The sequence below is a fragment of the Isobaculum melis genome (assembly GCF_900111355.1).
In the GTDB taxonomy this organism is placed as follows: domain Bacteria; phylum Bacillota; class Bacilli; order Lactobacillales; family Carnobacteriaceae; genus Isobaculum; species Isobaculum melis.
On record NZ_FOHA01000002.1, the window covers coordinates 107,911 to 133,634 of the forward strand.

25 protein-coding genes are annotated in these 25,724 nt (G+C 34.8%); 3 read left to right on the plus strand and 22 right to left on the minus strand.

Features of this window, described 5'->3' with window-relative positions:
* Positions 1 to 164: 164 nt before the first annotated feature.
* The 14 genes from namA to BMW29_RS02355 all read right to left on the minus strand — a co-directional run bounded on the left by namA (position 165) and on the right by BMW29_RS02355 (position 16,858).
* A complete protein-coding gene (gene namA / locus BMW29_RS02290; protein WP_092649890.1) occupies positions 165 to 1,193 on the minus strand; it encodes an NADPH dehydrogenase NamA in 1,029 nt (342 codons plus the stop codon).
* A 19-nt stretch (positions 1,194 to 1,212) separates the two neighbouring features.
* On the minus strand, positions 1,213 to 2,148 hold the full coding sequence (gene whiA / locus BMW29_RS02295) for a DNA-binding protein WhiA (RefSeq protein WP_092649892.1): 936 nt from the start codon (positions 2,146 to 2,148) through the stop codon (positions 1,213 to 1,215).
* A gap of 18 nt (positions 2,149 to 2,166) precedes the next feature.
* Entirely contained in the window at positions 2,167 to 3,147 is a 981-nt protein-coding gene (locus BMW29_RS02300) for a gluconeogenesis factor YvcK family protein (protein WP_092649894.1), read from the minus strand.
* Positions 3,144 to 4,028: an RNase adapter RapZ gene (rapZ, locus tag BMW29_RS02305; protein WP_092649896.1), complete on the minus strand. Its 885-nt coding sequence runs from the start codon at positions 4,026 to 4,028 to the stop codon at positions 3,144 to 3,146. Before rapZ ends, BMW29_RS02300 begins: the two co-directional genes overlap by 4 nt.
* Positions 4,029 to 4,214: 186 nt before the next feature.
* On the minus strand, positions 4,215 to 4,916 hold the full coding sequence (locus BMW29_RS02310) for a Crp/Fnr family transcriptional regulator (RefSeq protein WP_092649898.1): 702 nt from the start codon (positions 4,914 to 4,916) through the stop codon (positions 4,215 to 4,217).
* Positions 4,917 to 5,167: 251 nt separating this feature from the next.
* A complete protein-coding gene (arcC, locus tag BMW29_RS02315; protein WP_092649900.1) occupies positions 5,168 to 6,109 on the minus strand; it encodes a carbamate kinase in 942 nt (313 codons plus the stop codon).
* 19 nt (positions 6,110 to 6,128) lie between these two features.
* Positions 6,129 to 7,559 carry an arginine-ornithine antiporter gene (gene arcD, locus BMW29_RS02320; RefSeq protein ID WP_092649902.1) on the minus strand — a complete coding sequence of 477 codons (1,431 nt, stop codon included), beginning with the start codon at positions 7,557 to 7,559 and terminating at the stop codon, positions 6,129 to 6,131.
* Between the two features lie 98 nt (positions 7,560 to 7,657).
* Positions 7,658 to 8,674 carry an ornithine carbamoyltransferase gene (argF, locus tag BMW29_RS02325; protein WP_092649904.1) on the minus strand — a complete coding sequence of 339 codons (1,017 nt, stop codon included), beginning with the start codon at positions 8,672 to 8,674 and terminating at the stop codon, positions 7,658 to 7,660.
* A 26-nt stretch (positions 8,675 to 8,700) separates the two neighbouring features.
* Positions 8,701 to 9,930 (minus strand): arginine deiminase, encoded by a 1,230-nt coding sequence (gene arcA, locus BMW29_RS02330; RefSeq protein ID WP_092649906.1) that lies wholly within the window; start codon positions 9,928 to 9,930, stop codon positions 8,701 to 8,703.
* 336 nt (positions 9,931 to 10,266) lie between these two features.
* Positions 10,267 to 12,369: a transglutaminase TgpA family protein gene (locus BMW29_RS02335; RefSeq protein WP_092649908.1), complete on the minus strand. Its 2,103-nt coding sequence runs from the start codon at positions 12,367 to 12,369 to the stop codon at positions 10,267 to 10,269.
* Positions 12,370 to 12,382: 13 nt separating this feature from the next.
* On the minus strand, positions 12,383 to 13,507 hold the full coding sequence (locus tag BMW29_RS02340) for a DUF58 domain-containing protein (RefSeq protein WP_092649910.1): 1,125 nt from the start codon (positions 13,505 to 13,507) through the stop codon (positions 12,383 to 12,385).
* Positions 13,508 to 14,476 (minus strand): AAA family ATPase, encoded by a 969-nt coding sequence (locus BMW29_RS02345; protein ID WP_092649912.1) that lies wholly within the window; start codon positions 14,474 to 14,476, stop codon positions 13,508 to 13,510. It lies immediately after the preceding gene.
* Positions 14,477 to 14,664: 188 nt separating this feature from the next.
* Positions 14,665 to 15,120 carry a GNAT family N-acetyltransferase gene (locus BMW29_RS02350; protein ID WP_092649914.1) on the minus strand — a complete coding sequence of 152 codons (456 nt, stop codon included), beginning with the start codon at positions 15,118 to 15,120 and terminating at the stop codon, positions 14,665 to 14,667.
* Positions 15,121 to 15,133: 13 nt separating this feature from the next.
* Complete coding sequence (locus BMW29_RS02355; RefSeq protein WP_092649916.1) at positions 15,134 to 16,858, minus strand: phospho-sugar mutase; 1,725 nt, start codon at positions 16,856 to 16,858, stop codon at positions 15,134 to 15,136.
* A gap of 202 nt (positions 16,859 to 17,060) precedes the next feature.
* Between BMW29_RS02355 and BMW29_RS02360 the strand changes: the two genes are divergently transcribed.
* Positions 17,061 to 17,375, plus strand: a complete 315-nt coding sequence (locus BMW29_RS02360; RefSeq protein WP_092649918.1) for a single stranded DNA-binding domain-containing protein — start codon at positions 17,061 to 17,063, stop codon at positions 17,373 to 17,375.
* A 46-nt stretch (positions 17,376 to 17,421) separates the two neighbouring features.
* On the opposite strand, the gene trmL is transcribed toward BMW29_RS02360, so the two are convergent.
* Entirely contained in the window at positions 17,422 to 17,940 is a 519-nt protein-coding gene (trmL, locus tag BMW29_RS02365; protein WP_092649920.1) for a tRNA (uridine(34)/cytosine(34)/5-carboxymethylaminomethyluridine(34)-2'-O)-methyltransferase TrmL, read from the minus strand.
* A gap of 260 nt (positions 17,941 to 18,200) precedes the next feature.
* Positions 18,201 to 19,052: a methyltransferase domain-containing protein gene (locus tag BMW29_RS02370; protein ID WP_092649922.1), complete on the minus strand. Its 852-nt coding sequence runs from the start codon at positions 19,050 to 19,052 to the stop codon at positions 18,201 to 18,203.
* 238 nt (positions 19,053 to 19,290) lie between these two features.
* On the opposite strand from BMW29_RS02370, the gene BMW29_RS02375 reads away from it, so the two are divergent.
* Entirely contained in the window at positions 19,291 to 20,010 is a 720-nt protein-coding gene (locus tag BMW29_RS02375) for an MBL fold metallo-hydrolase (RefSeq protein ID WP_092649924.1), read from the plus strand.
* On the opposite strand, the gene BMW29_RS02380 is transcribed toward BMW29_RS02375, so the two are convergent.
* From BMW29_RS02380 to BMW29_RS02395, 4 genes are all read right to left on the minus strand, one after another.
* The gene (locus BMW29_RS02380) at positions 20,007 to 20,957 is read right to left on the minus strand and encodes a sensor histidine kinase (protein ID WP_092649926.1); all 951 of its coding nucleotides are present in this window, start codon (positions 20,955 to 20,957) and stop codon (positions 20,007 to 20,009) included. The genes BMW29_RS02375 and BMW29_RS02380 overlap by 4 nt on opposite strands.
* Positions 20,954 to 21,667, minus strand: coding sequence for a response regulator transcription factor (locus BMW29_RS02385; RefSeq protein ID WP_092649928.1), 714 nt, complete (start codon positions 21,665 to 21,667; stop codon positions 20,954 to 20,956). The genes BMW29_RS02380 and BMW29_RS02385 overlap by 4 nt, the downstream gene beginning before the upstream one ends.
* Before the next feature lie 97 nt (positions 21,668 to 21,764).
* Complete coding sequence (locus tag BMW29_RS02390; RefSeq protein WP_092649930.1) at positions 21,765 to 22,388, minus strand: NUDIX hydrolase; 624 nt, start codon at positions 22,386 to 22,388, stop codon at positions 21,765 to 21,767.
* A gap of 75 nt (positions 22,389 to 22,463) precedes the next feature.
* Positions 22,464 to 22,790 carry a hypothetical protein gene (locus BMW29_RS02395; protein WP_092649932.1) on the minus strand — a complete coding sequence of 109 codons (327 nt, stop codon included), beginning with the start codon at positions 22,788 to 22,790 and terminating at the stop codon, positions 22,464 to 22,466.
* Between the two features lie 134 nt (positions 22,791 to 22,924).
* Here BMW29_RS02395 and BMW29_RS02400 point away from each other — a divergent pair, with 134 nt between their 5' ends.
* Positions 22,925 to 23,338, plus strand: coding sequence for a VOC family protein (locus BMW29_RS02400; RefSeq protein WP_092649934.1), 414 nt, complete (start codon positions 22,925 to 22,927; stop codon positions 23,336 to 23,338).
* 563 nt (positions 23,339 to 23,901) lie between these two features.
* Here BMW29_RS02400 and lplA read toward each other — a convergent pair.
* Both lplA and BMW29_RS02415 read right to left on the minus strand, forming a co-directional pair.
* Entirely contained in the window at positions 23,902 to 24,909 is a 1,008-nt protein-coding gene (gene lplA / locus BMW29_RS02410) for a lipoate--protein ligase (RefSeq protein WP_092649938.1), read from the minus strand.
* 18 nt (positions 24,910 to 24,927) lie between these two features.
* Positions 24,928 to 25,674, minus strand: a complete 747-nt coding sequence (locus BMW29_RS02415; RefSeq protein WP_092649940.1) for an MBL fold metallo-hydrolase — start codon at positions 25,672 to 25,674, stop codon at positions 24,928 to 24,930.
* Positions 25,675 to 25,724 lie beyond the last annotated feature (50 nt).

The window sequence follows — 25,724 nt, forward strand, 5'->3', positions numbered from 1 at the left end:
TCAATAAAAAATCGTTCAAATCAATTTCTCTGAAAACTAAAAAGTCTCTTAAAATCAAAATAGGCATATCGAAACTAGATAAAAAATCTAGCTTATATTGCTACCACTTTAAAAAAATAAAACAAAAAAGACAATAGAGAAATCATCTCTATTGTCTTACAAATTTAACGCCAACCTCTTTGATAAGGAGTTGGGACTTCTAATTGATCTTCTGCATTTAACAATTTTGCTGATGTTTTAACCCAGTAAGGATCTCTTAAAAGTTCACGTCCAATAAACACCAAATCTGCTCGCTCATTTCTTAAAATTTCCTCTGCTTGGTTACCAGTTGTAATCATCCCAACTGCACCAGTCGCAATCCCAACTTTTTTACGAATCCTATCCGCATACTGTACTTGATAGCCAGGGTATACATCATAAGCTTCTAATGGAATCACACCACCTGTAGATACATCAATCAAGTCAACGCCTTGATCCCGCAGCCATCTGCTCATCATTAGATAATCCTCCAGATGAACCCCTTCTTGTGCATAGTCTTCAGCTGAAATTCTTACAAATAAAGGCTTAGTCCATTCGCTTCGAACTGCTTCAATAATTTCATTTAAAAACTGATAACGATTGCCAATTGGTCCACCATATTGATCTTCTCTCCTATTCACTAAAGGAGATAAGAATTGATTGACTAAATAACCATGAGCAGCATGAATTTCAATCACATCAAAACCAGCAGCTTCTGCTCGTTTGACAGCTTTTTGAAACGCACTTACAACTGTTTCAATTTGTGGAATTGTTAATGCTTCTGGTGTTTGATATTTCTCACTAAAAGCCAGTTTTGTTGCACTATAAATTGGACCAGGAACCTGCGCTTTTCTCCCTGCATGGGCTAATTGAATCCCAACTTTTGCACCACTTTTATGTAGATGCGCTACTAATTTTTTTAAGCCTGCAATCTGATCATCAGACCAAATACCTAAATCTTGCTCGGAAATACGACCTTCAGGTAAAACTGCAGTGGCTTCTAGCATGATTAAACCAACTTGTCCAACCGCTCGACTCCCATAATGTGTGAAATGAAAATCAGTGACGATTCCATCTTTTTTCTCAACAGCATACATACACATTGGCGACATTACCACACGATTCTTAAAGGTCATCTCTCTGATTTCATATGGTGCTAATAATTTTGATTGCATATTGAACACTCCTTTTCGTTTATCCCTGCTTCATTCGTAACTTATCGGCAAATTCATTGAGCTTTCGTAAACGATGATTAATGCCAGATTTGCTAATTGCACCACTAGGAATGATTTCTCCTAATTCTTTCAAACTAATATCAGGATGCTGCAAACGCATTAAAGCAATTTCTTGGAGCTTTTCAGGTAACTCAGCTAAGCCAACTGTTGCCTCAATATACTCAATATTTTCAATTTGCTTTCCAGCAGCATCAATGGTTTTATTCAAATTGGCTGTTTCACAATTTACCAGACGATTGACTGAATTTCTCATATCTCGAACAATTCGGACATCTTCAAATTTCAACATGCCATTGGTAGCACCAATCAATGCTAGGAAATCCGCAATTTTCTCTGCTTCTTTTAAATAAGTAATATAGCCATTTCTTCTTTCTAAAGTGCGGGCATTCAAGCCAAATTCATTCATCATCGTACAAATATCTTGATTATGAGTCTCATAAATCGAGTAGATTTCTAAATGATAACGGCTTGTTTCAGGATTATTCACTGAGCCACCTGCTAAAAAAGCACCTCTTAAATAAGAACGCATTTTTTGCTCATTTGTCATAATCTCTTCTGCGACATGACTATTAAAGGTTAAGCCATTCATAATGTCTAAATCAGCAAGTACCTTCTGTGTTCCCTGTTTTAAACGCACAATATAGACATTGTTTTTCTTTAATTTCATTTTTCTACGAACCAACAATTCACTTTCAACTGCATAATGATCTTTTAATAAGACATAAATCCTTCTCGCAATGGCTGCATTTTCAGTTTGAACACTTAAAATAAATTGCTTATTTGAGAGACTTACTGCACCATTCATTCTAATTAATGCTGCTAATTCAGCTTTTGCATGTTCAAAATGAACTTCTAATGTTGTTAATTCTTTTTTGACATCAGATGCATAAGACATCTTAGCCCCTCCTCTCCTTTAAGCGCCAAATACTAAGTGAAACAGCTCTGCAACCACTTGATCACCATCATGAAAAACACCTTGATCTCGTAATTTTAAAAAGTTAGCAGAAATCACACGACATTGCTCTTCTCTTAAGCCATTAAAATTATGACGCACTTGTAATAAATATTCATTGTATTTTTCTTTATCCATATAATTTTCTGGTACTGGTTCGGTATTCACAAGGACAGTATTGACAAAAGGCTGACCTAAGTGTTGATGTAGCACACGAATATGATCTGCATCTGAAAAATTCTCTGTTTCACCTAACTGGGTCATAATATTGCAAATATAAACCACTTCTGCTTTCGTTTCACAGACTGCTTTTCCAATATCCTCAACCATCAGATTAGGTAAAATACTTGTAAATAAGCTACCTGGTCCTAAGACAACCATATCAGCTTCCATAATAGCCTCAATCACTTTAGGAGATGCTTTTGGTTTTTCCTCATTTAAGGTTTCAACATGAACTTTTTTAATTGCTTTACGATCTAAAGCAATTTTAGATTCCCCTTTAACTGTTGTCCCATCCTCAAATTCAGCATGTAAAATTAAGGCTTCTTCCGCTGCTGGTAAAACCTGTCCATCTACATGCATTAACTCTGATAATACTTCAATTGCTTCAAAAATGCTTCCTTTCATCTCTGTTAATGCCGAAATAATTAAATTACCAATGGCATGACCAGATAGAAATTCATCATCACTATTAAAACGATATTGAAAAATACTCTCTAATGTTGGGCTTAAATCAGCTAAAGAAACAAGGACATTACGAATATCTCCTGGTGGAATAATATTAATCGTTTCTCTTAAGGTACCGCTACTGCCACCATCATCAGCAACTGTGACAATGGCTGTTAAATTTGCCTTTTGAGCACGTAATCCTCTTAAAATGACAGGTAATCCTGTGCCACCGCCAATCACCACAATGTTTGGTCTTCTACTTTTTTTGATCATGATCGATTTACCGTTTCTTTCCTTTTTTGAATATCTCGATGAGAAATATTAACTTTATAATCAGCTGATAATTTATGGCCAATTCGCTCGGTTAAAGCCACAGAACGATGTTGTCCACCTGTACAACCAATGGCAATTGTTACATTATTTTTACCTTCTTTTTTATAACCTGGCATCACATATTCCAGTAAGTCCATGAATTTAGTATAGAAAGCTTCTGTTTCAGGCTGTTGCATCACATATTCATAAACCGCTTCATCTTTCCCCGTTAAAGGGCGTAAAGAGTCAATATAGTGTGGATTAGGTAAAAAGCGCACATCCATCACGATATCTGCATCAATTGGTATTCCGTATTTAAAGCCGAAAGATAAAACTTCAATTCTAAATAAAGTCGTATCAGTTGTTTTAAAATCATCAATAATTTTCTCTCTTAACACACGAGGTGACAAACTAGTCGTATCAATAACAGATTGCGCACGGCCTTTAATTTCATTTAATAAAACACGTTCATTACGAATACCATCCATGACACGGCCATCTCTTGCAAGTGGATGGGCTCTTCTTGTTTCTTTATAACGAGAGACCAATTCCTCATCGCTGGCATCTAAAAATAGTATTTTAGTTGTGATAAAAGAAGTATTATCCATATCTCCAATGGCTGATAAAATTTCATCAAAAAAGGCACGTGATCGTAAATCGATAACTAATGCAATTTTTGTCACTTTACCTGATTCTTTCACCAGCTCCCAAAATTTCGGTAATAAGCTAGGAGGCATATTATCTACACAAAAGTACCCCATATCTTCAAAACTCTGCATGGCTACTGTTTTACCAGCACCACTCATTCCTGTAATAATTACTAACTGAAGACTTTCTGCCATTTGCACGTCTCCTCCTTTATTCAAGCTTTGATTCATCAGTTTAAATTATAACATACCGGGCGTATCATAGATAGTCATTCCTCTTTTTCCAAGAATAAATTTAAAACATGCAGCAAAAAACACTTTCCAAAAAAATTGAAAAGTGTTTCAATGTTTGTACAAGCATTCCTAATGGCTTAACCACGATTACCCATGTGCCTTAAAATAATGAATATCTGAAAATACAAACATTTTATGCTCATATTCAATTTTTTTCTCTTGTTTCAGCTTCTTAATCGTATGTCCTACTGTTTCTCTTGTTGTTCCACTCATTGTGGCAAGCTCCTTTAAAGTAATTGGATAAGGAATCTCAACAATATGAGGGGCAATGGCTTCTCCTAAATCTTTCATTAGGATGGCTAAAGCTTGTTCAATGCGTTCAGTAGCACTTGATGTTAAGCAACGCTGTAATCTTACTTCATGATTTTCTAAAATTTTAGATAGCTTATGAAAAACATAAATCAGCTGTTCTTGATTATTTTTCACCGTTTCCTCAAACAATTGCATTGGAATATAATATACTTCAATGTCTGTTACCGCATAAGCTGAATAATGGTAGTCCTCATCATGGAACATCCCACCATAAGGAAATAGTGTATGCTTTTTTACATAATCAAAATAACTAAATGTTGCACTTTCATCATAGCGTTCTAATCTAACTAAACCTTTTCGTAAGAAATAAACACGATCCCTTCGATCCCCTTCATCAAATAAAATTTGCCCTTTTTTATAATGCCTCATAAAGAGATTGCTTTGAATGATATCAAACTCTTCATCAGTAAAACCTACAAATAACTCTTCCCGCCGCAGCTTTTGAAGATAAGTTGGATCTCTTCTGACTTTTTCCATTGCTCATATCCCCCTATTGTGATTTACTTTTAAAGGTATTGAATTGGTTCGTTACTACATATAAATCATTTTTTATACATGATTTATTACTGAAGTTTCGCTATCATCTATTCTTTTTTGTAATAATATCAATGAATCAAGTATTTTTATACAATATACGCATCCCTCTGTATATATTATACTAGAATTTACTAAAAAAGAAAAACTAACACCCTCATTTTCATAAGTTTGCTAGTTTTTCTCCTTTTGGTTTATTTTGTTACAATTGTTCCTGCATCTTCATCTAGGATGTGTTCAATATTCTCTAATGATGTGATGATCGCTTTTCCAGCTGGATGATTCTCTACAAAAGCAATTGCTGCTTCAACTTTTGGTAACATACTTCCTGGTGCAAACTGATTTTGACTGATATATTCTTTTAATTCTGCTACTGTAACAGTTTCTAATTTCTTTTGATCTGGTTGGTTATAGTTCACAAAAACATTATCCACACCAGTTAAGACAATTAGTAAATCTGCTTCAACTAATTCAGCTAATTTTTGAGAAGCAAAATCTTTGTCAATGACAGCTTCAACACCATGTAATTCACCATTTTCTTCAATCACAGGGATACCACCGCCACCAACTGAAATAGTAACAACACCACTTTCAACCAGTTGATTTACAACACGATATTCTTTGATGCTAACAGGTTTTGGCGAAGCAACGACTTTACGCCAGCCACGTCCTGCATCTTCTTTAAAGGTAACTTGTGTTTGTTGCATTTCAAGCTCTGCTTCTTGCTCAGTTAAAAATGGACCAATTGGTTTGGTTGGATTTGCAAAAGCTGGATCTTCTTTATCAACAATAACTTGTGTCACTAATGAAACAACATCTTTATCAATGCCACGTTTTAACATTGATTTACCCATTGCATTTTGCATCCAGTAACCAATACTACCTTCTGTCATTGCAACACAAGTATCTAATGGCATTGCTGGATTTTTTTCAGAATGTGCAGCCGCTTGTTGTAATAAAAGGTTACCAACTTGAGGACCATTCCCATGAGAAATGATTAAATCATCGCCTCTTTCAATAAATTGAACAAGATACTCTGCTGTTTTTTCTAATGCTTCTTGCTGTGCTTTTGCACTCGCATCTGTTGATAAAATGGCATTTCCTCCAAGTGCTACAACAATTTTACGTTTTTTCATCTGACAACACCCTTCCTTTTTATAATGTGCTTAAATCAATTGCGCCTGTTGCAATTTGATAGATACAGAATAGGAACAAGCCAACAATAACAGCGGCACAAATAATTTCATTTTTTGTAAATAATTTTTCTTTATTTTCCTTTTGAACCCAAGCATAGATAAAGATACCTGGTGCAAAGAGTAGCATGGTTAATAAGAAGAAATCAATGCCTCCCGCATAGACTAACCAAACCCCATAAATACTAGCTAAAATACCAACAATAATATTTCTTGTCCGATTTGGTGTACCAGCTTTTTCTTGAATTGAATATTTCAATTGATAGAAGCCAGTAAACACATATGGAATTAAAATTGCTGATGAAGCGAGTGAAAAGGCAAATTTATAAGCTGCTGAGCTAATTAAGAAAGTAAATAAGAAAATTTGGATTAAAATATTTGTGAAAATTAAAGAGTTAACTGGTGCTCCATTTTTATTTTCTTTTGCAAATAATTTAGGGAAGCTACCTTGTTTTGCTGCTTGGAATGGTAATTCTGCAGCGAACATTGTCCATGCTAGCCAAGCACCTAAAACAGATACAATTACACCTGCATTAATTAAAATAGCGCCCCATTCGCCAACAACACTTTCTAATAAGTAAGCCATTGCTGGTTGTTTTAGTTCAGCTAATTCTGGACGAGTCATAACAGCCATTGATAAGACAGTTGTTAACATATAGATTGAAATAACAGTAATAAGACCTAAAATAGTGGCTTTACCAATATCGGATTTTTTCTTCGCACGACCTGAGAAAACAACCGCGCCTTCAATCCCTGTAAATACCCAAACCGTTACAAGCATGGTTCCCTTAACTTGGCCCATGATATCGCCTAATTCAAAATGACCAGATAAAGTACCCCAGAAATCAGCAGTAAAGACATCTAATTTAAAAGCAACAATCATTGTTACAAAGAAAATTGCAAGTGGAATCATTTTGGCAATTGTTACAATTGTATTAATAACAGAAGCCGTTTCTACCCCTTTTAGAATCAACGCATGCACTAACCAAAGCATAACAGATGCGCCAATCACAGATGCTAGGTTTTGACCATCTCCAAAAATAGAGAAGAAATAACCAACCGCACTAAATAATAACGTACCATAAGCAACGTTACCTAACCAAGCTGCTAACCAATAACCCCAAGCAGCATTAAAGCCCATATACTTACCAAAACCTTCACGTGCATAACTATAAATCCCAGCGTCTAAGTCTGGCCGCTTTGCAGTTAAATTTTGGAAAGAGAAAGCTAACATTGCCATCCCAAATCCAGCAACAAGCCAACCTATAATAATGCCCCCAAGAGAAGCCTCCTTAGACATATCGGCCATTAAGTTAAATACACCACCACCGACAATTGAGCCTACAACTAAGGCTACTAAAGGAACAAGACCTAATTTTTTTTCTTCCTCCATGATGATATCCTCCTATATGATTACTTATTTCCATAAAGAAAGCATAGAGGTACTAACCGTTCCCTCTATGCTCTAATGTCCAAACTTAAAGGTGCTACTTATACACGAGGAATAAATAAGTTACCAAGAGTAGCAGCCATAATCGCTTTAATTGAATGCATTCTATTTTCAGCTTGATCAAATTGACGACCATATTTGCTGCGGAATACTTCATCTGTAATTTCCATTGCAGTAATACCGAATTTTTCTTTTACATCTTGACCATATTCAGTTTCAGCATCATGGAAAGCTGGTAAACAGTGTAAAACGATTAAATCTTCATTACCAGTTTGTTTTACCATATCCATATTGATTTGATAAGGTGTTAATAATTCAATACGTTCAGCGAATTTATCTTCCTCACCCATTGATACCCAAACGTCAGTATAAAGCACATCAGCGCCTTTAACCGTTTCAGCCACATTATCAGAGATGACTAATTTGCTACCTGATTCTTTTGCAAAGCCTTCAGCCATATCCACTACTTCTTTTTCTGGGAATAAAGATTTAGGTGAGCAAATACGGATATTTACGCCTAAAATAGCACCAGTTACAAGTAAGCTATTCGCCATGTTATTACGGCCATCTCCCACATAAACTAATGTTACGCCTTCTAAACGTCCCAAGTTTTCTTTGACAGTTAAGAAGTCAGCAATCATTTGTGTTGGATGCCATTCATCTGTTAAACCATTCCAAACAGGAACGCCTGAGAATTCAGCTAATCCTTCGACAACTTTTTGGCTAAAGCCGCGGAATTCAATCCCATCAAACATACTACCTAAAACTTTAGCAGTATCTTCAACAGATTCTTTTTTACCTAATTGAATATCATTTTTACCTAAATATTCAGGATGTGCACCTAAATCAATTGCAGCTGTTGTAAAAGCAGCACGTGTACGAGTTGAAGTTTTTTCAAATAATAACGCAATATTTTTGCCTTCTAAATAGTGATGTGGAATGCCACGTTTTTTCAAATCTTTTAAATGTGCTGAGAAATCTACTAAATACTCTAATTCAGCACGTGTAAAATCTTTTTCTGCTAATAAGCTACGTCCTTGAAATACTTGTTTTGTCATAATGGTTCATCCTCTCGATTTGGGTTTTATTTTGGTAAATCTTCACGGACTAAAGGCATACTCATACAACGAGGGCCCCCACGACCACGAACTAATTCACTACCTGGCATCACGTGTAATTTCACGCCTGCTTCTTCTAATTTTTTATTTGTAATGGTATTACGGTCATAAACCACTACTTCACCTGGAGCAATTGTTAATGTATTTGAACCATCATTCCATTGTTCCCGGGCTGCAGCTGTTAAGTTTCCACCGCCACAACGGATTAAAGTAACTTGCTCAACACCTAAGTTTTTCGCTAAAATGTGTTCTAATGTGTCAGTCTCTGCAACGATATCTAAACCATTTTCACCTTCAGTGATTGAATAAACAGTCAAGCCGCCTTCAATTTCTGGATGAATTGAGAATTTATCGTAGTCAACCATCGTAAAGACCGTATCTAAGTGCATAAATTTACGATTGTTTGCAATTCCAAAAGCCAAGACTTTTTTAAAGCCTAATTTTTTATCAAAGATATTTTTTGCTAATTTTTCAATAGAAGCTGCATCGGTTCTTTGAGAAATACCAACTGCAACAATATCTTTAGAAAGAACTAACTCATCTCCACCTTCAATTCTAGTTGACTCTGTCCGGTCATAAACCATCGGGATATCAGCATCTTTAAATCTTGGGTGATAAGAGAAAATATATTTGCCATAAATTGTTTCACGATTTCTTGTTACTGAGTACATATGGTTTAATGAAACACCATTTCCCATTGTTGCAAATGGATCCCGTGTGAAGTATAAGTTTGGCATTGGATCAATTGCAAATGGATAATCAGATTCCACCATGTCAGACAAGTTTTTTGATTTTAATTCAGGTAATTCAGCTTTTTGAACACCAGCCATTGTTTTTTCAATCAGTTCTTTATTATCTTTAATTGAAAGTAATAGTTCACGTAATTGTGCTTTACGTTTTGAACCTTTAATAGAAGCTTCATTTAAATATTCATCTACAAATTGTTCACGAAGTTCATTGCTAGTTAACGCCTCAGCAGCTAAATCTTCTAAATAAACAACTTCAACATCATTTTCACGTAAGATATTTGCAAAATTATCATGCTCTTTTTGCGCTTGTTCTAAAAACGGAATATCATCGAACAATAATCTTTCTAAATAATCAGGTACTAAATTTTCTAGCTCTTTTCCTGGTCGATGTAACATTACTGTTTTTAATCGGCCAATTTCTGAAAAGACGTGAATTGGTTGTGTCATTTTGACGACCTCCTAATATTTTTTATCTCACTTACATCTCTTATGATAAGCCTTTATTTCCCCTAAGATTCGATTAAACCGACAAGCAAAATGTGATGAATTTCTCATTTATTTCTCCTTTTTTATAATTATTCATAAACCTGCAAAAACATGTTGAAAACGTTTTCTAAACCCATTGAACAACTTTCCTTTTTTTGATTTTATGCATAAATTTTTTTCAACTTTTTTTAATTTTTTCCGATTTTATGGCATTTCTATTAAAATTTCATACATTTTAGACATTTTATGCATTAAAAAATCTAGTTTAGCATCTGATTTCAGCTAAACTAGATTTTTTTATTTGACGTTATTTTGACGAAGTCTTTTACTTTCTTGAAGCACTGCGATGATTTTTTTAAAAGCAGCTCGATCAACTGGTTGCATTCGTTCATTTTGAGCTTGTCCAAACTCAATTGCTTCATATCTATTTAATAAGAATAAAAGAGGTTCGCTCAATTGTGGCTCCAATTCAATAAAATGTTTCCCATAATCACGAATTGTTTTGCCTGCTGCTTTCTTTTGATACGCTTCAAAAATAAGCAGGAGTTGAGCAAAGCTTCTACCAAATTCAGCCTGTTCTTTCTTTAAATACCTATTTAGCTTGTTGATTCTTAGTTTTAAACGGAAGCCATAACACAATCCACCTATTAATACGAAAAAGGCAATGACGAGTAGGATCAATTGATTTTTACTAAACAGACTCGTTGCATTTTGGTCTTGATAAAGATTGTTTTCCAGATTTCCAGAAGTTGAGTCTTTTGCTGTCTCTCCCTCTTCATTGGATTCTTGATTTTCTATTTGTGAATCCGTTTGTGCTAAACCAAAACCTGTTGTTGGATCAAAAGGAACCCAGCCAATCTCTGGAAAATAAATTTCTACCCATGAATGTGCCTCAGCATTTGTCACTTGATAAGAAACACTGGCTTCATTTGATTCCACTAAATTCCCTAAAGTAAATCCTTTCACCCAACGCGCTGGAATACCTAGGGTTCGACTTAAGACCACCATTGATGAAGCAAAATTATCACAATAGCCAATTTTTTCATCAAAAAGGAAATAGTCTACATAATCTTGATTTTTTGGTGTCTGCTTGGCTTTTTGTTGACTATACGAATAGGTACCACTATTCTTTAAATACTCTTCAATTGCAGCTACTTGATCATATGTTGTTGTTCTCCCCATCGTTAGTGTTTGGGCAAGCTCATAGACCCTTTGTGGCACAGACTCTGGTAATTGTGTATAGATCCTGTTGATGCCAGATGCTCTCTGGCTAAAGTCAGCATGCTGTAATTGTTCAATTGTATAAGCTGGTTCTTTATTGATGAGTGTATATTCTTGTACATTCCAGCTAGCATGAGGCATTACTTTCCCAGTACTTTTCTGTTCAACTATCGTCTCATTTCCCTGATGATTTGACAGAGAAAAATGATTTTCACCATAAGGTAACACAAAATAAGAGCTACTCTTTTGTGTTTGAATCGTGATTTTATGTGCTTCAGGAGACAAATAAGGGGTAGTTTGATTGAACCAGCTTCCAAGGTTTTCCTTATTTCCTTGATCACTAGAAGCTTGCCAGCCTTTACCTGTATAAACATCTTTTGCTTCAATCCGCCAATAAAAAGCTGTTTCTGGCTTGCCTTGATGAAAAGTTGCTTTAAAAACAGGTGTGTCATCTTGCTCCAATGGCCCTCCTAGTTCACTATCATTATCATCATATCCTGTTTTATTTTGAGGTTTTCCTTGATTAAATAATTGATAAAAATTTGTTTGACCCAATTCCTGCTGCACATAAGCTGTTGCTTGTGAGAGTGGCTGAGAAAGCTGTTGAGGGAATGCAAGACCACTTACTAAGCTAATGGCTAATAGGAAGAAAACCAAACCGGTTAGCTTCACTCGTTCTTGATGTTTCAATAGATTCCTTTGTTCTAAAAGAAAGGCTAAGACTAAACTAGCAAGTAAAAAGACGATTAATTCTTTAAAAATCACTGTTTGCTTCATAACCTGTGACAGGATCAGAAAAAAGAAAATAATGATAAATGATATTTTCCAATGGGCATAATCAAAAGCGAGATTTACCATACAAATAAAAATTGCAGTCGCAATGATTAATAGTTGTCCCTCTTGCTGGCTCAATAAAAAGCGAATACTTTGTAAAGGTTGCAGTCCTTGCTGAAAAACAGGAATAAAGAGGATATAATTCAAAACAATAAACGCCATTAGCTGACCGAAATAGCGCACAAACTTATCTTTGACCCATAATCCTAATAAAATGATGATGCCACTATAAACAGCTAAAGGGACAATAGAAGTTAAAGTGGTTAACTGTACTAAAATTTGCACAGGTGCCATCAAAAAGAGAAACAAGGTGCTTGCTATTAAATATTTTCGTAAATGTTCCACTATGTCCCTCCTCTTAGGTATTATTTTGCAGATTATTGGCCAAATCAAGCGTTATGATAGAACAGTTTAAATCTGAAACATCAAAGGTTGGCTGCTCTGGAAGAATGATAAAAATAGCTTCTTTTCCTGAATATTGTGTCACAAATTCTTTTAATGCTTGTGTAAATGAAGGCGTAAAAATCAATAAATGTTGCTGTTTAAAAGAACCCTCTTTTAAAGAAGGTATAAGTTGCTCCACATGCTTAGAAGGTTTAATTTTAGCAAATCCTGCTACTTCATAACTAATGGTTTCTTGACTATCAAATTGACCAAGCAAATATAAGGCTACTTTTTGCTTGGCTTGTAGCTGATCATAAACTGAATAACAAGCGGATAATAATCCTTCATAAGAACCATGAGACAGCCCATAAAAGATCACCGCATAGGAGGACTCATTTTTTTCTTGTTCATATTCTTTTGTATATAAATCCTGCTGTTTTGCACTAATCTTCCAATCAATTTGCTGAATGGGATCGCCTAGCTGATAAGGACGTATATTTTTCAGTTGAAAATCAGATAAATCATTTCTTTGAAATAAAGCCGGCTTTAAAACAATCATTTTTTTGATGATCTCTTCTTTAATAGTTGCTAAATAAGCTGGATAGACTAAAATCGCTTGTGTTAATTGCAATTTTTTATGCTTTACAATTAAACCAAAAGGATCTCCTGCTTCTATTAATAAAGCATTGTGTTGATAACAGCCTCGCTTTAAAACAACCTGCTGAAAATAAATTGCTTCTGTTTTTTTTAAAACAGGATAAATCATTTCTTCATAGCCTTCATCCGTTCCTTCAAAATCAATGCCGACTTTTAAGAAAGGATAACACCAATAATTTGCCTCATCTTTTGTTAGTAAAAAGGTTAAATCAAAAGGCTGTCCTTCCATAAAACGTTCCTCATCAGCTTGCATCAATTGGATTTCCCAAGGCTTTAAGCTAGGAAAAATGAACACTAAACTGATAAAAAGCAGCATACTCAAAAAGCAGACAAGAAACCAGCCTTCTGGTTGATTAAAAGCCAACGCATAAAACCAGCTCAGCAGATAGAAGAAGATAAATAACAAATTTTTTAAATGCAGCATAACCTTAGTAAACAGCATCTATTTCTCAAACCCTTTCACAGGAGCAGGTACTTTTTTCAAAAGGGTCTCAAGAATCTCTGCTACTGTTTCACTACGCTGAAAATCATTATTTTTTAAAACCAAGCGATGAGCAAAGACAGCTGGCATGATTGTTTGAATATCATTTGGGGTACAGAAATGACGTCCTTCAGTTAGTGCAAAAGCTTTAACTGCACTTAAAAAAGCTAGTGCGCCACGTGGGCTAATCCCTAATTGAATAGCGGAATGCTGACGTGTTTCTCGCACTAATGCCAATAAATAGGTTTGTAAAGATGGACTCATATAAACCTCCTGCACAGCATCTTTTAACAAATGGAAATCTTCTGGGAATAAAATCTGTTGCATGCTGGCTAAACTTTTTGCTTTATCACCATCTATTAATAATTGTAATTCTTCAGCTTGAGTTGGGTAACCAATATGTAACTGAAACAGAAAACGATCCAATTGTGCTTCTGGTAATGGATAAGTTCCTTCATGATCAATTGGGTTTTGGGTAGCAAGTACAAAAAAATCTGCTGGCAATAAATGACTGATGCCATCTATTGTGACTTGCTTTTCTGACATGGCTTCTAATAAGGCAGATTGCGTTCGTGGTGTGGCACGATTAATTTCATCTGCTAAAATAATGGATGAAAAAATCGGTCCTTTTTTAAACTCAAAGGTTTGAGTTTGATAATTAAAAATAGAAGTCCCTGTAATATCATTAGGTAATAAATCTGGGGTAAATTGAATCCTTTTAAAATCATGCTGAGTGGCTTTAGCAATCGCTTTAATCAGTAATGTTTTTCCTACACCTGGTGTATCTTCAAATAAAACGTGACCATCAACAAGCATGGCAACAAGTGTTAACTGAATCACTTTTCTTTTGCCAATGATGACTTTTTCTACTTCATTGATTAATTTCACGATTTTCCCATGTGATGCTTCTAGCCTATTTTCTATTATCATAAAACATTAACACTCCTTTCGAGTTTTAAAACCAGCGTTTTTATTATTAGCTAATATCTATTCCTTTTTGAAGTAAAGATTCATTACACTACTATCTTAACATTTGCCTATGTATCAAGCAATATCCGTTTTTTTAATGTATAAATATATAGAAAAAAGAAGTGTTCTCGGCCGAGAACACTTCTTTTTTAACCGGATGAAAGCATTAATTGTAGCTGTATTTGATCCATACACTGTCTACCCGCTTCAAAAATTGGCGCTGGATAATGGGTCATAAAATAATTCCTTACCACTGCCACTTGTTGAAATCCCAACTTCTGATAGAGATGTAAAGCAGGTAAACTTGTATCTGCTGTTGCAATCGTTAAAACTTTTGCTTTTTGCTTGCGAACAATCTGAATCACAGCTGACAATAACTTTTCCCCATATCCTTGATTTTGCTGATTTTTTGCAATTGCAAGATTCATGACCTCATAAGTGGTTGGCGATTGCTGTTTCACAACACAAGAACCAATGATTTGCTGATTTTCTTCTAAAACAAAAACTTCACTGACTGATAGATAAGTTAAAATTTTGGCCTCATCATCTGCCAGCTTCATTAAAGCCAGAGGTACCACTTCATTCTCTTGAAGCGTTCGAATCATTGATTTCACACCCCTAAGCACTTAATGCTTGAATTTTCTTCTCAAATGCTGTAATTTTTTCATCAACCTCAACAGCTGTTTGAGCAACAGCCCCAATATAAAATTTAATTTTAGGCTCAGTTCCAGATGGACGAATCGCAATCCAGCTACCATCAGCTAACGAATATTTCAAAACATCAGAGGCTGGCATCTCAATCTCCTCGACTTTGCCATCCATAAAACGACGTTGACTCACTGAAAAATCTTCAACAGCTTGAACTGCAACACCTCCAAATTCAGTTGGTGCTTCTGCTCTAAACTGCGCCATCAGTGCTTTAATTTTTTCAGTGCCTTCAATCCCTGCCATTGTGACAGAAATCGTTTTTTCTTTAAAATGACCATATGTTGCTAAAATATCTTGCAAGCCATCATAAAGTGTTTTTCCTTGTTTTTTATAATAAGCAGCCACTTCAGAAATTAAGACTAAAGCTTGAATCGCATCCTTATCACGAACAAACGGCTTAATTAAATAGCCATAGCTTTCTTCAAAACCAAACATAAAGGTTTGAGAATCATCCTCTTCATATTGTTTAATCTTTTCAGCAATAAATTTAAACCCAGTTAAAACATCAATCATTTTCACATCATAAGCTGCAGCAATGGCTGTCGCTAATTCACTTGAAACAATCGATTTAAGCGCTACTGCATTTGCTGGAAGTGTTCCTTGTTCTTTATGCGCCTCTAATAAATAGGAGAGCATTAAAGCAGCAATTTGATTTCCTGATAAGACTTCATATTGCCCATTAGGTAGTCTCACTGCTACCCCTAGTCTATCTGCATCGGGATCCGTTGCAATTAACACATCTGCCCCTTCTTTTTCGCCAAGGGCAATCGCCAGTTCAAAGGCACTATGCTCTTCTGGATTAGGTGATTTAACAGTTGGAAAGTCACCATCTGCAATCGCTTGTTCAGGAACAATCGAAACACTGTTAAAGCCAGCATTTTTTAAAGCACGCTCCCCTAACATTTGGCCAGTTCCATGAAGCGGTGTAAAAACTAGCTTCATTTGGCTGTCCATTTCTTTAATTAAATCAGGATTAACTGTTACTGATCTTAATTCCTCTAAATAAGGGGTGTCAATCTCTTCTCCAATGATTTTCAACAATCCTGAAGCTTTTAAATCTGCTTCATTTGCAACTTTAATCGCTAAATTATTTTCAATACTACGAACATAGGTTGTTAACGCATCTGCATCATGAGGTGGCATTTGTCCTCCATCTGCACCATAAACTTTATAGCCATTATAAGCAGCTGGATTGTGACTTGCTGTAATCATAATCCCAGCAAAAGCATTTAAATGACGTACAGCAAATGATAGCTCTGGGGTAGGACGTAAACTTTCAAAAACATAAGATTGAATCCCATGAGCACCTAGTGTTTTAGCCGCCTCGATTGCAAATTCAGGAGATTTATGACGCGAATCATAAGCAATTGCCACACCACGTTTTTTAACCGCTTCACCTAGACTATCCATGAACAATGCTAACCCTTCAGTTGCTTGTCTCACTGTATAGCTATTCATCCGATTAATTCCTGCGCCAATAACCCCTCTCATTCCTGCTGTTCCAAATTCTAAAGGTGTGTAAAAAGCATCTTTTAAAGCAGCTATGTCTTGTTCTTTTTCGATTAATTCTTCCATTAATTCAGGCTCTAACGAAGCATCATTTTTCCAGTTCTCATAAATTGTTTGCCAATTCATATTGATTTACCCCTCACTTTTTTTAACATATTTATTTCAGCTCAATTTAATTGATTGCATAGATTACAATGCTCATTATAGCATTTTATAAAATCCCTTTCATCCTTTGAATGAAAATATAATAAATTCTTATTGACTAACCAGAACGTACGTTTTATAATATCACCAACAGGAACATTCGTTCTAAAAAGGAGGAGTTCTGATGAACTACGCAAGTATCACAGGTACCATTACATCTGATATTAAAATTATCCATACTAAAAATAATCGTCCCTTTGCGAGATTTACACTAGAAAATGAGCATCAAACCTTTAATTGCTTGATAGCCAATCAAAAAGCCTACCCTTTTACTTTCTATGTGATAAAAGGAGCTGTTATCACAATTGATGCAAGTATCAATGAACGGATGCAGCTCGTTGTAATGGACTATTTTGTTCATCAGCAACCCAATACCATCATTCTTGGCCGTGTTTTTAACTATCAGAAAAAAATTTATGCAAAGCTGCCCACATTCTAATAAAAAAACTCAAAATCAGTTTTCCCAATTTTGAGTCATTCTTGCTTTATTTATAATCTGCTAGTTTATCCTGTTCATAGTGATGTGTTCGCTCTAAACCAGTAAACTGTTGTTGTCTTAGCGCTTCATAAATCACAATAGCTGCTGTATTGGATAAATTAAGGGAGCGGACATGTGTATCATCCATTGGAATTCTTAAACAGCGGGCTTCATTCTCCTTCATAAATGCTTCTGGTAGCCCAGTTGTTTCTTTTCCAAAAATAAAATAATGATTTTTTTGTGGATCTGAATAATCAACTTCACTATAAGTATGATTTGCAAACTTCGTAATTAAATGAATTTCATCTTCCCCTACATACGCTAAGAAAGCTGCTAAGTCTTGATGGTAATGAATATCAACATCATGCCAATAATCTAACCCCGCTCTTTTTAAATGCTTATCATCTGTTGAGAAACCTAAAGGTTCAATCAGATGTAAAGAGGTATTTGTACCTGCACAAGTACGCGCAATATTTCCAGTATTGGCAGGAATTTGAGGCTCAAATAATACAATATGATTTGTCACAACTTTACCTTCTTTCTTTACTACATCATCTCGAAAAAAAAAACGTAACACTCCGGTGTCTAGCACTGCGGAAAGTTACGTTAATGAATAAAGCAGTCTATTCATTAACTTTTATCAACATCTGATGGATTTCTGATAAAAACGAACGAACAATTGCTTTTATTTAATATAACACCACGATGGGATAGATGCAATACTTTCTGAACATTCTCTCTAATTATATGCTTTTTTTCGGTATTTTCTCATCCTATCCTCATAAATCATTTTTTGCCAATTAAAAGGACAACATCGACTGTAATGCTTTTTAGTGGTTGTTTTTTAGCCTGCTCCACAGCTTCTTTTGTTGCACCCCATTGCAAGGGTGTCATTTCTAGCAAGTCAAAAAAATCATTTTCTTTTAAATCAAAAGAATAAGTGACTTGTTTTACAGTCATTTTGGGAAAGTGTTCTTTAAACTTATCAACCACTTCTTGATTAGAATAAGACTGCTTATTTGACTGATCTTGATACAATAATTGACGTAGCTCTCCTAAATAATTTTCAGCAGGAACAACCTTGATCAGTTGTCCACCATCTGCGAGTAAACGTTTGAATTCTTGGTAATTCGATGGCGAAAAAATATTTAAAATGGTTTGATATTTTGCGGATGCAAAAGGAGATTTAGCTAAATCTGCGACACACCAAAAAGCTTGTTCAAAATGTGTAGCAGCTAACTGAACAGCATCCTTTGAAATATCAAAGCCAATCTTTGGCCCTTTTATCCCCTGATCTGCAAAAAAAGCCAACTGAGACCCTTCACCACATCCAACATCTAACAGCGCATCCTTCTTTTGATGCGCTGTTAGCTCTGGCATTATTGCCTTTAAGATGCCATTAAACAAACCAGCTTGTGCAATGCGATAACGGGATTGCAGCATTTCCTTGTCATACTCATTTTTAGAGGCTCCTATCAAAAAGTATAAATTCCCCTTTTTAGCCAAATCAAAACGATGCCCCTTCTGGCAACACAAGCTATGCTCTTCAACCCCAATAAAATCGCTTTGACAAACTGGACATTGAAATAATGAATAATTTTCTTCTAAAAATAATTTTCCTCGTGTAATTTTTTTCATTGATTGCTTCCTTCTCTTCATCTTAAACTATCTTTTATTTTATCATATTTTACAAATAATTGTTTTCATTCATTCACTTAACCTTCATTCAAATGCAAATCACTTGACGAAATAGGTCCCATTAATGGTAATATACTTTTTAAATAAGGAGGAAAAATAAAGATTAAAGCCATTTTATAAACCAATACACAGGAACGAAAACTTCTAAGAAGATAAAAATAAATAAAGGAGTTTCCAAATGAAATGTATCAATAATGAAACCACTTATCAACTCACAACTCTTCCAGGAATTTTTCCTGTAAATGTTTTTATCATTGAAGAAGCAAATAGCTTAACTTTAATTGACACGGGAATCGAAGAAAGTGCAGCTGATATTATCCATAGAATTGAACAATTTGAAAAAAAGTTAGAAACTATTATCATTACCCATTCACATAGTGATCATATTGGCTCTTTAGCCCAGCTTAAAAATAGCTATCCAGATGCCAAAGTAATGATGAGCAAAAAAGAATACCAAATGAGCTTAGCACCAATTGATGAACAGCAAGCAAAATATCAAACCACAGGAGCTCCTGTCTTACCACTTCCTGTTCAACTAGATCAACTAGTAGAAGATGGAGACCAAATAGGCTCTTTAACAGTGATTGAAACACCTGGTCATACGCCTGGTTCTATTTCATTATTAGATCATCGAACCAACCATCTTTTTGTTGGAGATTTATTTCAAACACATGGTGGCCACGGAATTGCAGGAGATATTCAACCACTCTTTCCTCTTCCTGGAAAATCTACTTGGGATTTTGAAGAAGCGATTAATTCAACTGAAAAAATTTGCACCTATCAAGCAACGATTGTTGCAACAGCCCATGGAGAATGGTTAACTGTTCCTAATGAGGAGCTAACTGCGATGATTGAAGTCGCTCAGCATAAATTAGCTAAAAAAAGAAAAGCCATTTAAGGCTTTTCTTTTTTTAACTGACTTAAAGGAAAACGAATACTAAATGTTGTTTTTTCATAAGGAATACTACTTAAAGTAATCGTCCCTTCCATCGCTTCGACTAACCGTTTGGTAATCGTCAGGCCTAGCCCACTCCCTTGATATTTTTTATTTCTAGAATCCTCTAGGGTATATAGCCGTTCAAATACTTTGTCCTGATGCGCCTCAACAATACCTTTTCCTTTATCCATAATATTTAACCAAACATAACTTCGATCAGAAAAAATTTGAATGCCCAAATATTTTCCATCAGTTGCATAAGCCAACACATTTTGTAACAAATTTTCAATGATTCTTTTTACAGCCAATGAGTCTCCATCAACTAAAATAGATGTCTCTGGAATGATAATTTCCACTGAAAACTGATTTTCATGAAATAATTGATAGAAGTTAAGCAATGTTTCTTTGGCCAAATTACCAATATCAAATGTTTCAGCCTTTAAATGAACATCACCTGACTCTAATTTCGCTAAGTCAAAAAAGGTATGCATCAATTCCAAGACTTCATAAATTTTTTGTTGGATTTTTATTAATTTATGTTTTCTTTCTTCATCAGTTATTTGCACTTCTTCATTCAAAGTCTCTATATAGCCTAAAATAACAGTTAAAGGTGTCTTTAAATCATGAGAAATATTAGCCAACATTTTTCTCATACTATCATCTGAAGCCATCGTTAGAGCTTTATTTTTTTGATTTAATGCAATCAATTGATTTAAACTGACTAACAACTTTTGAATTTCCTCATCAGAAGTAAATAACAATAGCTTCTCATCTGTTTCACTTGCTTGAATGCGCATTAACTCTTGGCGAATAACTAGAATATTTTTTGATTGCTCACGATACTTCAATAAGTAAATCACAAAAAAACTAAAAGAAATTACTGCTAAAGCACTTACTAATAACATCATAAATTGTCACCTAATTTATAACCGATTCCCCAAATAGTTTGAATATATACAGGTTTTGAGGGCTCATCTTCAATTTTTTCTCTCAAACGCCTCATATGGACATTAATGACATTTTCATCTCCATAATAAGACTCTGCCCAAACATGTTCATAGATTTGTGCTTTAGTGAAGACTTGCTTAGGTGAAGAAACGAGTAAATCTAATATATTAAATTCTTTACTGGTTAATTTTAAAGCCTCTCCATTTTTTTTCACAGAAAAACTTAATTTCTCAATTTCTAACGCACCAATCTTTATAACTTCTGCTTCTTTTTGAACCTGTTTGACTTCCCCAACTTGATATTGAGAAACTCTACGTAAAGTTGCTTGCACACGAGCCACCAACTCTAGCATTGAAAAGGGCTTGGTTAAATAATCATCTGCACCAAAACCCAAACCTAAGGCCTTATCAATCTCACTATCTTTAGCCGAAATAATCATCACAGGTGTCGTATGCTCCTTACGAATTTCTTGTAGAAATTGCATTCCATCAAGCTTTGGCATCATTAAGTCTAATAAAATAAAATGAATCGTCTGCTGATGAAACAATGTTAAAGCTTCTTCTCCATCATAGGCACAAAAAACTTGATAGCCTTCTTTTAATAGTCTTTCTTCAATCATTTGACTAATATCTACATCATCTTCTATAATTAAAATCGTTTCTTTTATCATATGTACCTACCTTTAGCTTATTCTTTCTTTTATTATACACTAATCTTTCTGTTTATAAAAAAAAGCTAACAAATTTTGTTAGCTAGTAAATTCTTTTTTATTTATTTAATTTTGATGCTATCCCAGCAAAAACTTGCTCATAATAAGCAATTTGGTGTGGCAGCATATCATCAATTGAAAAAGGCCATTGCTTTTCAATTCGTTGACCCGTTTCATCATAAATAAAACCAGAGCCTAAGATCACATTCTTTTGCTCAGACAATAAATCAGATAATTGTGAAAAGGGAACTTCTATCATCCCCTGACAATCTTGCTTTTGAATTTGATAGACATCCATTAATGACTGGTCTGTTACATATAAGTAGACATGGGCAAACTCTCGATTCAGGGTTGTTTCACTCATAATGTTATCTTGAATAATCCCTATAAATTGTAATTCCTTAAAGAAAAGATCTAAACCAAGCTGTGCTTCAATTTTCTTTACACCATCTTGCATTCTTTCAGTGGCTAACAGCTCTCCTGTTACCGCAACATCTAAAAAATTAGGGAAATCCTGTTTGCTCTGACTTCTGATTTGTAACTGAACAAACCACTCTTCCTCTCGTTTAGACACCATCCAACAATGAAAAGTCTCATGCCAAAGACCTTTTTTATGGATGTTTTCAAGCGTTTCATCTCCTAAATGATGATAATTTTCATCAAAATACTTTACTACTTCCATCGTTATCCCTCACTACCTTCATGTTTAATAGCCTTATTACTATCATAACAGAATAAAAGAAATAACGCATTTTTGTTATAACTCAATAACAACTTCTTCGAATTTACTGATTAGCTCCAAACACTTTTTATTTAACCAAGCGCTATCCACATCAATCTTCTCCTTATGAATAGTTGGGATAACTTCATTATCAAAATAAGATAATGGTAATAATTGATTATCAATTAGTTCGACCTTCATTTTAGGATGATAAGAAAAATCACCACAATATCCTGGAACCAAGCAGGCTATTTCATAGTGTGTTTGATCCAGCTTTTTGATTCGATAATAATGACCTGCATACTCTTTTTTCTCTTCATCAAAATGTTGTAGTAATTGACAAAATCTTGTACCTAATGTCATCTTTTTAACTGCTCCTCTCTTCTAAGTTTCGCTACTTTTATTATAGCTTACAACAAACACAATCGGTCAAGCAAATTTATCGTATTTTTCTTATTTCTTGTTATACTCAAAGTAATAAAAAGGGAGGTCTTTCTATGTATCAAAGGAAAACATCTATTTCAACTTTTCTAACATTTGGTGGAACTGCAGACGAAGCTGTCACATTTTATCTTTCCTTATTTCCAAATGAAAGTCACCTGTTATCCAAAACCACTTTTAAGGAAGGTCAGCCTGGAATTGCCGGATCAATCTTAAACCTGACCTTTGACATTCGTGGGCAATCCTTTATGGCAATGGATATGGAAGAAAAGTATCTTACCAATTTTTCTTGGGCAACCTCAATTCTTGTCCAGTGTACAGATGAAACAGAATTTGATCGTCTCTTTCAAGCTTTTTCAAAGCAAGGGCATGTGATGATGGGACCAGAGGCTATCATGGATTTAAATAAAGCTTGCTGGGTTACTGATCGCTTTGGTGTAACTTGGCAACTCATTTGGTCTGAATCATAAAAAAAGAAGGGAGTGGGACAAAACTAAAAAGTTTTATCCCACCCCCTTAATTACTTCTAAAAAAGCATAAATTGCCTCCGTAAACGGTGGCCAAAAGGCAGGTTCGGTCTACAATTGCCAAGAATCACTACAAACGTAAGTGAGTAGATGTTGATTGGTACCTACTACGCTACGCTTCGATCACAACAAATTCTACGCATGAAACATGCTAGATTTGCTAAGAATCACGGAGAACAAAGTGATTCGATGATGAATAGTACCTACTTGGTGAAGGATTTGGTTCACAAAACATTTGATAAGGAACAAAGTCGAACGCTGTTCGATTTGTATCATGTCTCTAAGGAAAGTATAAAGGTTCAGAGTCAAACGGTGTTTGATCTGTATCATGTCTCTAAGGATTAAAAATCCTAAGAGGCATGACAAGAGGCATGACAAGAGGCATGACAATTGTTCGTCTTTTGTTCCAATTGCTTTGATTCACAACGAAGTATGAGTTGATGTAGAAAAGTACCTACTTGGTGCTCGAACCTAAACGCCTTTTGGCTCAGCCTCTTCTTCAAAGTCTAATATAAAAGTGCAACCAACTCTTCTTCGGTTACATTTCCAAAATATTTTTTCACATCAATTTGATCAAAAGCTTGTTTAATCGCTTCTGGTGTATATTGAATCCCTGTTAATTTTTCCTCAACATCAGAAATTTCACCTAAACCAAAGAAATCACCATGTACTTTAATGTCTTTAATATAGCCTTTTTCTACGTTTAATTTGAATTCAATTGAACCAATTGGGAAACGCTCACGACGAACTGTTTCAAACTTCGGAGATTTTCCATAATTCCAGTCCCAATTGCCATAATATTCATCTGAAATTTCATGAATTTTTTTCCAATCTTCATCTGTTAAATGATATTCTTTCACTTCAGAACGATCCTTCACATCAAAAATACGTAATAACAATAAATCTCTAAATTCTTCAGTTGTTAAATCTTGATAATTTGCTGCTAAATAAGGTCTAATATTAGTAACACGACTTCTGACAGATTTAATCCCTTTAGAAGCAATCTTATCAGCACGCACTTTTAAAGCATCTACAACAGCATCAATATCATTATCAAGCATAATGGTACCATGAGCAAACATACGCCCACTAGTTGCATACATCGCATTTCCAGAGAATTTTTTATCATTAATGACTAAATCATTACGTCCTTTTAACTCCGCACCTTCAACACCTAATTGTTTTAATGAAGCAATTACAGGCTCAGTAAATTTGCCAAAGTCACGGAAAGAGTTGCCATCATCAGGCATAATAAAACTAAAATTCAAGTTGCCTAAATCATGATACACTGCCCCACCACCAGAAAGTCTGCGGACAACATGGATGTTATGATCTTCTACATATTGTGTATTAATTTCTTCAATTGTATTTTGATTACGTCCAATAATAATAGAAGGCTCATTGATATAAAATAATAAAATTGGTTCATCTAATGTTAAATTTTTCAATAAGTAGTGTTCAATTGCTAAATTAATCTTTGGATTTCTTGAATCTTTACTATCAACAAAATACATATACATAATCCCCTTTTTTTAAATCGTAATAATTTTATTTTTTTCCGCTCGTTCTACCACACAGTCACCAGCTTGTTCTTTTGCTTGTTCTAAGAGTGTATTTAATGAACCAGTTTGAGGTAAATGTGTTAAAATTAATTTTTTTACGGCTGCTTGGTGCGCAATTCTACCAACTTCCCCTGAAGTCATATGTACAGGGTGATTTTCCATACCATTAAAAAAGTTTGTATCAGCAAGTAGCACATCTGCATCTTTTGCAAATGGAATAAATTCTGCTAAATAACCAGAATCTGCAGTATAAACCAATACTTTTTGTGTACTCTTTTCAAGAATTCTCATTGCAAAGCAAGGGACCGGATGCTTGGTTCTCATAAAAGTAATTTCAAATGGACCAACATTACAAACACTGGATGCATCATATGAAATAGCCTCACTCACACCCTCCATCTGTAGACTTTCAAAGTTAACGAAGGATTCTTGATGTCCATAAATAGGGAGTATTTTCCGTGTTCCTTCTTCCGCAGAAACTTTTTTTAATAATCTGGAAAATTGCAAGACGCCAACATCTGCAATATGATCATGATGATAATGTGAAAGAATAACAGCATCTAATTCAACAGAATCAAGCTTTTCCTCCAAACTAATGAGTGAGGCACTTCCACAATCAATGAGTAAATGAAACCCAGCTGATTCAAGCAAATAAGCACTTGTTCCTTCACCTTGAAAAGGGTATCCGCCCCAATAACCTAAAATCGTTAATTTCATCCTCTAACCTCCATTCCCCTTAACAATACATGAAAAAATAAAAGAATGGA